Source organism: Amycolatopsis arida (assembly GCF_900115565.1).
Classification (GTDB): domain Bacteria; phylum Actinomycetota; class Actinomycetes; order Mycobacteriales; family Pseudonocardiaceae; genus Yuhushiella; species Yuhushiella arida.
Genome location: NZ_FOWW01000008.1, coordinates 112,719 through 124,357 on the forward strand (window position 1 = coordinate 112,719; position 11,639 = coordinate 124,357).

At 71.0% G+C, this 11,639-nt stretch carries 13 protein-coding genes; 4 read left to right on the forward strand and 9 right to left on the reverse strand.

Features of this window, described 5'->3' with window-relative positions; genetic code table 11:
• Together BM051_RS21375 and BM051_RS21380 are read left to right on the forward strand one after the other, a co-directional pair.
• Entirely contained in the window at positions 1-642 is a 642-nt protein-coding gene (locus BM051_RS21375) for a hypothetical protein (RefSeq protein ID WP_092533341.1), read from the forward strand.
• A gap of 74 nt (positions 643-716) precedes the next feature.
• Complete coding sequence (locus BM051_RS21380) at positions 717-1,418, forward strand: HD family phosphohydrolase (RefSeq protein ID WP_243859683.1); 702 nt, start codon at positions 717-719, stop codon at positions 1,416-1,418.
• 96 nt (positions 1,419-1,514) lie between these two features.
• Here BM051_RS21380 and BM051_RS21385 read toward each other — a convergent pair whose 3' ends face one another.
• Positions 1,515-2,636, reverse strand: coding sequence for an oxidoreductase (locus BM051_RS21385; protein ID WP_166677797.1), 1,122 nt, complete (start codon positions 2,634-2,636; stop codon positions 1,515-1,517).
• A gap of 191 nt (positions 2,637-2,827) precedes the next feature.
• Between BM051_RS21385 and BM051_RS21390 the strand changes: the two genes are divergently transcribed.
• A complete protein-coding gene (locus tag BM051_RS21390; protein ID WP_092533812.1) occupies positions 2,828-3,163 on the forward strand; it encodes a winged helix-turn-helix transcriptional regulator in 336 nt (111 codons plus the stop codon).
• A 13-nt stretch (positions 3,164-3,176) separates the two neighbouring features.
• Here BM051_RS21390 and BM051_RS21395 read toward each other — a convergent pair whose 3' ends face one another.
• The gene (locus BM051_RS21395; RefSeq protein WP_092533348.1) at positions 3,177-4,166 is read right to left on the reverse strand and encodes a helix-turn-helix transcriptional regulator; all 990 of its coding nucleotides are present in this window, start codon (positions 4,164-4,166) and stop codon (positions 3,177-3,179) included.
• A gap of 98 nt (positions 4,167-4,264) precedes the next feature.
• Between BM051_RS21395 and BM051_RS21400 the strand changes: the two genes are divergently transcribed.
• Positions 4,265-4,822 carry a DinB family protein gene (locus tag BM051_RS21400; protein WP_092533351.1) on the forward strand — a complete coding sequence of 186 codons (558 nt, stop codon included), beginning with the start codon at positions 4,265-4,267 and terminating at the stop codon, positions 4,820-4,822.
• Positions 4,823-4,940: 118 nt separating this feature from the next.
• Here the strand turns inward: BM051_RS21400 and BM051_RS21405 are convergent, their stop codons facing one another.
• From BM051_RS21405 to BM051_RS21435, 7 genes are read right to left on the reverse strand one after another with little or no spacing between them, the layout of a single operon-like run.
• Positions 4,941-5,369, reverse strand: a complete 429-nt coding sequence (locus tag BM051_RS21405) for a metal-sulfur cluster assembly factor (protein WP_092533354.1) — start codon at positions 5,367-5,369, stop codon at positions 4,941-4,943.
• Entirely contained in the window at positions 5,366-5,851 is a 486-nt protein-coding gene (gene sufU, locus BM051_RS21410; RefSeq protein ID WP_092533358.1) for a Fe-S cluster assembly sulfur transfer protein SufU, read from the reverse strand. The genes BM051_RS21405 and sufU overlap by 4 nt, the downstream gene beginning before the upstream one ends.
• Complete coding sequence (locus tag BM051_RS21415; protein ID WP_092533361.1) at positions 5,848-7,137, reverse strand: cysteine desulfurase; 1,290 nt, start codon at positions 7,135-7,137, stop codon at positions 5,848-5,850. The genes sufU and BM051_RS21415 overlap by 4 nt, the downstream gene beginning before the upstream one ends.
• Positions 7,138-7,193: 56 nt before the next feature.
• Positions 7,194-7,964, reverse strand: a complete 771-nt coding sequence (gene sufC, locus BM051_RS21420) for a Fe-S cluster assembly ATPase SufC (RefSeq protein WP_092533364.1) — start codon at positions 7,962-7,964, stop codon at positions 7,194-7,196.
• A 38-nt stretch (positions 7,965-8,002) separates the two neighbouring features.
• Complete coding sequence (sufD, locus tag BM051_RS21425) at positions 8,003-9,190, reverse strand: Fe-S cluster assembly protein SufD (RefSeq protein ID WP_092533367.1); 1,188 nt, start codon at positions 9,188-9,190, stop codon at positions 8,003-8,005.
• A gap of 1 nt (position 9,191) precedes the next feature.
• Complete coding sequence (gene sufB, locus BM051_RS21430; RefSeq protein WP_092533370.1) at positions 9,192-10,640, reverse strand: Fe-S cluster assembly protein SufB; 1,449 nt, start codon at positions 10,638-10,640, stop codon at positions 9,192-9,194.
• Positions 10,637-11,515 carry a helix-turn-helix transcriptional regulator gene (locus tag BM051_RS21435; protein ID WP_092533373.1) on the reverse strand — a complete coding sequence of 293 codons (879 nt, stop codon included), beginning with the start codon at positions 11,513-11,515 and terminating at the stop codon, positions 10,637-10,639. Before BM051_RS21435 ends, sufB begins: the two co-directional genes overlap by 4 nt.
• Positions 11,516-11,639 lie beyond the last annotated feature (124 nt).

Below are 11,639 nucleotides of genomic sequence, written 5' to 3' on the forward strand. Positions count from 1 at the left end.
ATGGTCCTCACCCGACTGCCCCTCCTCACCGGCATGGCCCAGGAGCTCCGCCGCGCGCCGTTCCCGCTGACCGAGCACTGGCGCCGGGTCGGCAACTGGTTCGACCGCCGCGTCCGCTGCCCCGGGCTGCGCGACGAGCTGCGCCACTACCTGCGCACCCTGCCGCCCCAGGCGGCCGCCGCCGTGGCCGACCGATCCCGCGAGACCACCACCCACTACGCGTGGTGCCTCCTCGACCGGCCGGAGGACGAATTCTCGTTCTGGCTGCACGAGTACAAGCCGCAGCGGGACTGGCGGCACGGCTACGCCGACTCCGTGCACAACCACCGTTACCACTTCTGCACCACCATCCTCAGCGGTGGCTACGAGCACGAACGCTACGACGTCGCCCTCGACCCGGACGGCCACCTGGTCGACTCCGCGGTGCTGCGCCACAGCATCGTCTGCCGTCGGGGCGCGTCCGGCGCGCTGCTCGCCCACGAGTTCCACCGGATCCCCCGCGCCGCGGACAACACGATGACGTTCCTGGTGAAGTCCCGGCCGGTGCGGGGCTGGAGCCTTTCCTACGATCCGATCACGGCCAGTAGTCAACGGCACGTTCCCGTCGAAGCCCGATTGGGGGAGTTGGTCGAACGAATGTAGCAATTCCGAACGCAAACGCCCGCGCGTAAGTTTACGATCGCTCCACCCACGTCCTGTGGGATTGGAGGGATCTCATGCGCGCGCACAACAGCTCCTCGCCCATCACACTCCTCGCGCCGTGCGCCACCGTAGCGCCCGCCGCGCTCGCCACCGTCGAACGCCGGGTGCGCGACCTGTGCCACCGCTACGCCGAGCGGCTGCCCTTCCACGGCTGGCACCACGTCGACTTCGTCCGCACGAAGGCGGTGGAGTTCGCCCGGCACAACGGTGCCGACGCGGCCGTGGTGGAGGCCGCCGCGCTGGTGCACGACGTCAACTACCTCGTCCTCCGCAACTCACCGGCCGCGGCGGGCAGCGAGCTCCGGCTCGGCATCCTGGCCGCCTCCGGGGTGGCGGAGCATGTGGCCCGGTGGATCGACGAGATCATCGACGAGGCCGAGATGGCCAACCGGCACCGCGACATCAGCCTGGAGGCCCAGGCCCTCAGCGACGCCGACACCCTGTTCAAGGCGCTGCCGGTCACCCCGGTGGTGCTCGCCCACCGCTACCTCGCCGAGAACGGCATCAGCCTGCGCGAGCTGGCCAACAAGATCGTCGGCGAGCAGTGCGGGGTGCACGACGAGGGCTACTACTTCTACAACCCGGAGGCGGCGGCCAGCTACTCCCGCTGGGCCATGGCGAACCTGGAGCTCTGGCAGTGCATCAAGGAGGCGCTCGACGATCCGAGCGTCGAGCGCCTCCTGCACGCCGTGGACCGGACCCGCGCCGCGTCCTGAGCCGGTTACCGCACCGTCGCCCACGAGCCGAGTTGGATTCCACCACAACCAGCTCCGCCGTATAGGCCGTTATACGGCGGCCTGGCCGGCGGGTGGTCACGCGGCGGGGGCCGCCCTGGCGCGTTCCCAGGCCGCCTGGCTGGTGAGCGTGGCGTCGGGTCGGAGCAGGGCGGCGTCGAACGCGGCCAGCTCCGCGCCCTCGGCCACCCGGCGCGGCCAGTCGGGGTTGACGAGTGCCCCGCGGCCCAGCGCCACCAGGTCGGCGTGCCCATCGGCGAGCACCGAGCGGGACAGCCACACGTCGTGCAGGCCCCCGTTGGCGATGACCGGCAGCCCGGTGACCGCCCGCGCCAGCCGGGTGACCGTCACCCCGGTGTCCAGGGTCGCGCCGTCCACCCAGTCCCGACCCTCGCTGGCCAGGTGCAGGACGTCGACCCCGGCGCCGGCGACCATGCGGACGATCGTCTCCGCCTCGGCCGTGCCGCCCGGCCAGCGGTAGTCCACGTCGTTGACCTTGGTCTGGGACAGCCGGATGCCGACCGGGAAGTCGGGGCCGACGGCCGCGCGCACCGCTCGGACCACCCCGACGGCCAGCCGGGCCCTGCCCGCGACGTCGCCGCCGTACTCGTCGTCGCGCAGGTTCGTGTACGTGGTCAGGAACTGGTCGATGAGGTAGCCGTTGGCACCGTGAATCTCCACGGCGTCGAACCCGGCGTCCCGCGCCCGCGCGGCCGCGGCAGCGAACCCCTCCACCGCGGCCAGGATGTCGTCCCTCGACGCGGCCCTGGGCAGCGGAAACGGGCCGTCGCCACCGCCGTAGGCGGGCATCCGAGCGCCCTTCGGCGGGATGGCCGACGGCGCGATCGGGCGGAAGCGGTCGTGCTGGACCAGCGCCCCGGCGTGCATCAGCTGGAGCGCGATCCGGCCACCGGCCGCGTGCACGGCATCCACCACCGCCCGCCAGGCGGCGACCTGCGCGGGGGTCACGATGCCGGGCTGGTTCGGGTAGGACTGGCTGTACCGGTCGTCCGGGTAGGTGCCCTCGGTGACGACCAGGCCGAACCCACCCGCGGCGTATCGCGCGTAGTACCGGGCCATCGCTGGCGTCGGCACGCCGTCACCGCGGGTACTGACCCGCGACATGGGCGCGACCACGGCGCGGTTGGGCAGGTCGAGCCGGCCAAGCCGGACCGGTGTCAGGGCAGGATGCGTCGCCACGCGTCTCTCCTCGATGTCGGGTGAACAGGGATCGGGCCGGCCGGCCTGGCGATAGCATCCGTAGTACCTACGGGAGGTGCAAGTACGGTCTTTTCTGTGCAGTAGTTCCCTCAGGTATACCGTCGAGGTCAGGAGGACGCGTGCGGGACGATGTGGCGAGCAAGCCCGACTACTGCGTGATCGAGGCCGCCATGGAGGTCATCGGCGGCAAGTGGAAGATGGCAATCCTGAACCACCTGCTCGGTGGCACGCTGCGCTTCGGGGAGCTGAGCAGGGCGATGCCGACGATCACGCCGCGGATGCTGACCCGCCAACTCCGCGAGCTCGAAGCCGACGGCCTCCTCCTGCGCACGATCTACCCGGAGGTGCCGCCCAGGGTCGAGTACTCGCTCACCGAGGCCGGCGCGAGCCTGCGCCCGCTCGCCACCCAGCTCGAGGAGTGGGGCCACTGGTACCGCCGGCACATCACCGAGCAGGGCTCGCCCCAGGACACCCCGGAAGGTGCGGCAGCGTCGGTGGACGCGTGACCCCGCGCCTGCGCTAGTCGCGGCGTGGCGGCCGGATCCCGTCGAGCGGTCGGGCCCTGGCGAACCGGACGCCCCAGTCACGGACCCGGTCGAGCAGCTCGGGCGGGTCGAGGACGTGGAAGTCGGCCTCGATCACGCCCAGGGCGATGATCGCCCACTCCAGTGACTCGACGGTCATCAGCACCCGGCAGCGTTCGCCGTCAACGTCCTCGACCCCGGCCCACCGGCCGATCCGTTCGCGGACCGACGCGGCAGGGGCGTCGACCAGCGCGGCGACCCGGAAGGGGCGGGGCAGGTTGTCCAGACCGGCCCGGACGAACTCGGCGGCGTCGGCGGCGGGCAGCGGCCGAGGCCCGAACCGGGCACCGGTCCGGTGCGGTTCGGTGATCCGGTCGAGCCGGAAGCTGCGCCAGTCGTGCCGGGTGAGGTCGTAGGCCACCAGGTACCAGCGGCGGCTGAGGGAGACCAGTCGGTGTGGTTCGACGTGCCGGCTCGTGCGCTCGCCCTTGGCGGCCGTGTAGGAGAAGCGCAGCCGCTCGCTGTCCCGGCAGGCCAGCGTCACCGCGGTGAGCACCCCGGGATCGGCGCCCGGCGCGGCCGGGCCGCCCCAGCCGGCGGGCACGGTCATCACCCGGATCGCCTCCACCCGGCGCCGCAGCCGCGCCGGCATCACCTGCACCACCTTGGCCAGCGCACGCACCGAGGCATCGGCAATCCCCGGCCCCGCGGTCTGCGTGGCGGTCTGCAGCCCGACGACCAGGGCCACCGCCTCCTCGTCGTCGACCATCAGCGGCGGCAGCGCCGCGCCGGGGGCGAGCTGGTAGCCGCCGTCGACGCCGCGCCGCGCCTCCACCGGGTAGCCGAGCTCGCGCAGCCGGTCGATGTCTCGGCGCAGCGTTCTGGCCGAGACTCCCAGCCGCTCGGCCAGCTCGGTGCCCGGCCAGTAGCGATGCGTCTGGAGCAACGACAGCAGCCGCAGCGTCCGGGTGCTGGTATTCGCCATCGCCGTGATTCTCGCGCAATTCAGGTCAGAAAGTGACCGCTTCGGCCCATACCGTGGCTCACGAGCCCGAGACGAGACGACGAAAGGCGGAGACTCCGATGAGCGAGACCCTCACCTCTACCGAGGCGGCCGACCAGGACCAGGCCGTAACCGGCGAGCGCGCCGACGTGCTGGCGATGTTGGCCAAGCACCGGTGCTTCCTGCGCTTCACCACGAGGGAGCTGACCGACGAGCAGGCCGCGCGGCGGACCACCGTCAGCGAGCTGTGCCTCGGTGGTCTGATCAAGCATGTCACCACGACCGAGCGGAAGTGGGCGGACTTCATCCTGGAGGGCCCCTCGGCCATGGGGGACTTCGACGCCATGACCGAGGCGGAGATGACCGAGTGGGCCGACCAGTTCCGGATGTTGCCGGGTGAGACGCTGGCCGGGTTGCTCGCCGACTACGCCGAGGTGGCCCGCCGCACCGACGAGCTGGTCGCCACCCTGCCGGACCTGGACGCCACCCAACCGCTGCCGAAGGCCCCGTGGTTCGAGCCGAACGCGCGTTGGTCGGCCCGGCGGGTGCTGATGCACATCATCGCCGAGACGGCCCAGCACGCCGGCCACGCCGACATCATCCGTGAGTCCCTCGACGGTGCGAAGAGCATGGGCTGATCCACGACGTCACCAAGAACCGATGGCCGACGCGAATGGCCAACGCGCTGACGCGGACGGCCAACACGACGACGTGGAGGGCCACGGTGACGGGAGCGGCGAACACGCCGCCGTGGGGTCAGACGGTGAAGCCGAGGGCGCGCAACTGCTCGCGGCCCTCCTCGGTGATCTTCTCCGGGCCCCACGGCGGCATCCAGACCCAGTTGATCCGGAAGTCCTTCACCAACCCGGCACCGCCCACCAGCACCGACGCGGTCTGGTCCTCGATCACGTCGGTCAACGGGCAGGCCGCCGAGGTGAGCGTCATGTCGATGGTCGCCGTGTTGTCCGGCTCGACCCGGACGTCGTAGACGAGGCCCAGGTCGACGACGTTGATGCCCAACTCGGGGTCGACCACGTCGCGCATGGCCTCCTCGACGTCCTCCACCGAGGCCACCTCCGCCGGCGCCTGCTGCTCCGGCAGGTCGGCCGCGGTGCGGCCCGCTCGGTGCTCCGGCACCTCGGTGCCGCTGTCCTCGCGCGTCGAGGTCGCGGTCTCGTCACTCATGACTGCACTCCTTGCCGTTCGCTTCCGCTCGCCCCGTTGCCGGGCAACGAAATCCCGGCCCGGTTCACCGCGTCCTTGAAGGCCATCCAGCCGAGCAGCGCGCACTTCACCCGCGCCGGGTACTTCGCCACCCCGGCGAAGGCCACGCCGTCCTCGAGCACGTCCTCGTCCGGCTCCACCGCGCCCCGGCCCTGCATGAGCTCCACGAACGCGTCCATCGTCCGCGTCGCCTCACCGACGGTACGCCCGACCACCAGGTCGGTCAGCACCGACGTGGCCGCCTGGCTGATCGAGCACCCCTGGCCCTCGTAGGACACGTCTTCGATCGTCTCGCCGGCCAGCCGCACCCGCAACGTGACCTCGTCCCCACAGGTCGGGTTGACCTGGAACGACTCGCCGTCGTACGGCTCGCGCAGCCCGCGGCCGTGCGGGTTCTTGTAGTGGTCCAGGATGATCTCCTGGTACATGCTGTCCAGGTTCACGACGCCACCCCGAAGAACCGTTGCGCCTCCCGCACCCCGCTCACCAGCACGTCCACGTCGGACAGATCGTTGTAGAGGTAGAACGAGGCGCGCACGCTGGCCGGCACGCCGAGCCTGCGGTGCAGCGGCCAGGCACAGTGATGCCCGACCCGGACCGCGACGCCGAGGCCGTCCAGCACCTGACCCACGTCGTGCGGGTGCACGCCGTCGACGACGAACGACACCGCCCCACCGCGATCGGCCAGGTCGGTCGGCCCGATGACGCGCACCCCTGGGATCGCGCCGAGCCCGGCCAGTGCCGCCTCGGTCAGCGTGTGCTCGTGCGCGGCGATCCGGTCCATCCCGACCGCGGTCAGGTAGTCCACCGCCGCGCCGAGGCCGACCGCCTGGGAGGTCATCGGCACGCCGGCCTCGAACCGCTGCGGCGGCGGCGCGAACGTGGAGCCCTCCATCCGGACCAGCTCGATCATCGAGCCGCCGGTGAGGAACGGCGGCATCGCCTCGAGCAGCTCGCGCCGGCCGTAGAGAACGCCGACCCCGGAGGGCCCGAGCATCTTGTGCCCGGAGAACACGGCGAAGTCCACGCCGAGCGCGGGAAGGTTCACCGGCGCGTGCGGCACCGACTGGCAGGCGTCCAGCACGGTCAGCGCGCCCACCCGGTTCGCCCGCTCGACGAGCGTCCGCACCGGGTTCACCGTGCCGAGCACGTTGGACTGGTGGGTGAAGGCCACCACCTTGGTGCGCTCGGTGACCAGCTCGTCCAGGTTGGACAGATCCAGCCGGCCCTCGTCGGTCACCCCGAACCAGCGCAGGGTCGCGCCCGTGCGCTGGCACAGTTGCTGCCACGGCACCAGGTTCGCGTGGTGCTCCATCTCGGTCACCACGACCTCGTCGCCGGCCGAGAGGGTGAACCGGGCCATCTCCGGGCCCGCGGTGGCCGAGTTGCTCAGCGCGTACGCGACCAGGTTGATCCCCTCGGTCGCGTTCTTGGTGAACACCAGCTCACCGGGGATGGCGCCGACGAACTCCGCGATCGCGGCGCGCGCGTTCTCGTAGGCGTCGGTGGCCTCCTCGGCCAACTGGTGCGCACCGCGGTGCACCGCGGCGTTGGACGTCTCCAGGAACCGCCGCTCGGCGTCGAGCACCTGCCGTGGCCGCTGCGACGTCGCCCCGGAGTCCAGGTACACCAGCGGTTTCCCGTCGCGCACGGTGCGCGACAGGATGGGAAAGTCGGCACGCAGCGCGGCGACGTCCAGGGGCGCTGTGTCGGACCGAACGGCGGTCATCTCGCGCCAACTCCTTCCGTGTGGTGGGTGGGAATCCGGGAACGGTGCGCCGGTGCTCAGACGCTGGCCGGCTCCTGCTTGCCGATGTACTTCACGTAGCCCGTCTCCTCCAGCTGGTCGGCCAGCTCGACGCCGCCGGACTCGACGATCCGGCCGCCGGCGAAGACGTGCACGAAGTCCGGCCTGATGTGCTTGAGGATCCGGGTGTAGTGGGTGATCAGCATGACGCCCACGTCGTTGCTCGCCTTGTAGTCGTTGACCGCGTCGGACACCACGCGCAGCGCGTCGACGTCGAGGCCGGAGTCGGTCTCGTCCAGGATCGCGAACTTCGGGCGCAGCAGCGCGAGCTGCAGGATCTCGTGGCGCTTCTTCTCACCGCCAGAGAAGCCCTCGTTGACGCTGCGCTCGGCGAACTCGGCCGAGATGTCCAGCTTGGCCATCTCGTCCTTGACCTCCTTCACCCAGTGCCGCAGCTTCGGCGCCTCGCCGCGGACGGCGGTGGCGGCGGTACGCAGGAAGTTCGACATCGACACGCCGGGCACCTCGACCGGGTACTGCATGGCGAGGAACAGGCCCGCGCGGGCACGCTCGTCGACACTCATCTCCAGCACGTTCTCGCCGTCCAGCAGCACCTCGCCGGAGGTCACCTCGTACTTCGGGTGGCCGGCGATGGCGTAGGACAGCGTGGACTTGCCGGAGCCGTTCGGGCCCATGATCGCGTGCGTCTCGCCCGAGCGGATCGTCAGGTCGACGCCCTTGAGGATCTCCTTGGCGCCCTCGTCGGTGGTGACGGCGGCGTGCAGGTCCTTGATTTCCAGTGTGGCCATTGCTTCTTGTCTTCTCCTGTGTGGCGGAAAACTGGGGGTCAGGCTCCGACGGCCCGCAACTCGGCTTCGATCGCCGCTTCCAGGCGCTCGCGCACCTCGGGAACGTCGATCTTCATCAGGATCTCCTGGAAGAACCCGCGCACCACGAGGCGCCGGGCCTGCTCCTCCGGGACTCCCCGCGACTGCAGGTAGAACAACTGCTCGTCGTCGAACCTTCCCGTCGCGCTGGCGTGCCCGGCGCCGGCGATCTCGCCGGTCTCGATCTCCAGGTTCGGCACCGAGTCGGCACGCGCACCCGGGGTCAGCACCAGGTTCCGGTTCAGCTCGAAGGTCTCGGTGCCCTCGGCGGCGGCGCGGATCAGCACGTCGCCGATCCACACGCCGTGCGCGTCGTCGCCCTGCAGGGCGCCCTTGTAGAGCACGTTGGAGCGGCAGTTCGGCACCGCGTGGTCGACGAACAGCCGGTGCTCCTGGTGCTGGCCGGCGTCGGCGAAGTACAGGCCGAGCATGTCCACCTCGCCACCGCGGTCGGCGAACCTCGCGGTGGGCGACACGCGCACCAGGTCACCACCGAGGGTCACCACGGTGTGCTTGAGCGCGGCGTCCCGGCCCAGCTTCAGGTGCTGCTCCGACACGTGCACCGCGTCGTCGGCCCAGTCCTGCACGCTGAGCACGGTGAGCTTCGCCGAATCGCCGATGACGAACTCGACGTTGTCGGCGTAGGTGCCCGAGCCGACGTGGTCGAGCACGATCACGGCCTCGGCGAAGGGCTCGGCCCGCACCTGCAGGTGGCCGTAGGCGGTCCTCCCCTCGCCCGGCCCGGTCACCCGGATCACGCTGGGCCGGCTCGCCCTGGCCTCCTTCGGCACCGTGACGACGGTGGCCGTGGTGAAGGCGGAGTGGGCCTGCGCGGCGATCCGGTCACTGGGCACCCCCGCGGCGCCGAGCCGCTCGTCGTCGCGGGACACGGTCTCCACCCGCACCTCGGGCGCGGCGTCGGCGTCGACCTTGATCTCGCCGGTGGCGGTCGCGGAGCCGTCGTGCAGGCCCCGCAGCCGCTTCATCGGCGTGAACCGCCAGTTCTCCTCGCGGCCGCTCGGCACCTCGAACGCCTCGACGTCGTAGGACGTGAAGCGCTCGCCGCGGGAGGTCGCCGGAACGACGGCCTCCGCGGCGGCGGCCGCGTTCGCCGCGCCAGCGCCGGTGTTGTGCTCCGTCACCGTCATGTCAGCCGACGGCCCCTTCCATCTGCAGCTCGATCAGTCGGTTCAACTCCAGCGCGTACTCCATCGGCAGCTCCCTGGCGATGGGCTCGACGAACCCGCGCACCACCATCGCCATGGCCTCCTCCTCGGAGAGCCCGCGCGACATCAGGTAGAACAGTTGGTCCTCGCTGACCTTCGACACGGTCGCCTCGTGCCCCATCGACACCTCGTCGTTGCGGATGTCGACGTAGGGGTAGGTGTCCGACCGCGAGATGGTGTCGACCAGCAACGCGTCGCAGACCACGCTGGACTTGGCGTGGTGCGCCCGCTTCGCCACCCGCACGAGGCCGCGGTAGGAGGTGCGACCGCCGCCGCGGGCCACCGACTTCGACATGATCGTCGAGGAGGTGTACGGCGCCAGGTGCTCCATCTTCGCGCCGGCGTCCTGGTGCTGGCCCTCGCCGGCGAACGCGACGGAGAGCACCTCGCCCTTGGCGTGCTCGCCCATCAGGAACACCGACGGGTACTTCATCGTCACCTTGGAGCCGATGTTGCCGTCGATCCACTCCATGGTCGCGCCTTCCTCGGCCTTGGCGCGCTTGGTGACCAGGTTGTAGACGTTGTTCGACCAGTTCTGGATCGTCGTGTAGCGGCAGCGGGCACCCTTCTTCACGATGATCTCCACGACCGCCGAGTGCAGCGAGTCGGACTGGTAGATCGGCGCGGTGCAGCCCTCGACGTAGTGCACGTAGGCGCCCTCGTCGACGATGATCAGCGTCCGCTCGAACTGGCCCATGTTCTCCGTGTTGATCCGGAAGTAGGCCTGCAGCGGGATGTCGACGTGCACGCCCGGCGGCACGTAGATGAACGACCCGCCGGACCACACCGCGGTGTTCAGCGCGGAGAACTTGTTGTCACCGGCCGGGATCACCGAGCCGAAGTACTCCTTGAACAGCTCGGGGTGCTCCCTGAGCCCGGTGTCGGTGTCCAGGAAGAGCACGCCCTGGGACTCCAGATCCTCGCGGATCTTGTGGTAGACGACCTCGGACTCGTACTGGGCGGCGACACCGGCGATCAGGCGCTGCTTCTCCGCCTCCGGGATGCCCAGCTTGTCGTAGGTGCGCTTGATGTCCTCGGGCAGCTCGTCCCAGCTGGTCGCCTGCTTCTCGGTCGAGCGCACGAAGTACTTGATCTTGTCGAAGTCGATCCCCGAGAGATCGGCACCCCAGTTCGGCATCGGCTTGCGCTCAAACAGCTTCAGCGCCTTCAGGCGCGCCTCGCGCATCCACTCCGGCTCGGACTTCTTCGCGGAGATGTCGCGAACGACATCCTCGTTCAGCCCCCGGCGGGCGCTGGAGCCCGCGACGTCCGAGTCGGCCCAGCCGTAGGCGTACTTGCCCAGCGAGTCGATGGTCTCTTCCTGGGACAGGGGCGCCGTGGTGGGAGTGCGCTGCTCGGCAGCGGCAGTCATGCGGTGTTGCCTCCATTCGCAGTTCCTGCGGTTCGCCCCTCGGCCGGCCCGGGCGGCTGCCCGTGTGCCGCCCGGTAAGGCGGTGTGCTGCCCGGCAGCGGGGCTCCCGGGCTACCCGCCGAGGAGACGGGTACGTGCGTGGTGCACGCGGCGTCGCCGCGCGCGATGGTCGCCAGCCGCTGCACGTGCGTCCCGAGCAGCTCCGCGAAGGCCTCGGTCTCGGCCTCGCACAGCTGCGGGAACTCGGCCGCCACGTGCGCGACCGGGCAGTGGTGCTGGCACAGTTGCGCGCCCGCCGCCACGCCCGGTGCGCCGACCGCACGGGTCGACGCAGCGTAGCCCTCCCTGGTCAGGGCGGTGGCGAGGGCCTCCGCCCTGGCCGCGGCGTCGCCGGCGTTGGCGATCGCCTCCCGGTGCGGGCCGACCAGCGCGGCGACCCTGCGCTCGGCGAACGCCCGTACCGCGTCCTCCCCGACGTGCTCGGCGAGGAAGCGGATCGCGGCGACGGCGAGGTCGTCGTAGGCGTGCCCGAACCGGGCCCGGCCCGGCTCGGTGAGCAGGAAGAGCTTGGCCGGGCGACCCCGGCCGCGCGGGCCGCGCCGGGGCGCGTCCCTGGTCTCCGCCTCGCCGTCGGCCAGCAGCGTGTCCAGGTGCCGGCGCACGGCGGTGGGGCTGATGCCCAGCTCGTCGGCGACGGCCGCCGCGGTGATCGGCCCCTGCTCGAGCAGCAGCCGGGCGACCTCGTGCCGGGTGCGCCCCTCGATCGAGGACACAGCGGGAGCGGCGGGAGCCCCGACCCCGGGCACGCCGGTGCCCGCCGGAGCCGCGCCGGACGCGCCGCTCCGCTGGTGCCGGGAGGTGCCCTGGTTTTTCACAACACAATTGTGTCGTATTTCGCCGGGAGGGGCAAAGATCGCCGGGATCGTGGTGACCGGACTCACGTCGACCGGCGAATCGATACGCTCTCGGGCGTGGCAGCGGGCAACAGCGAGGCGGAGC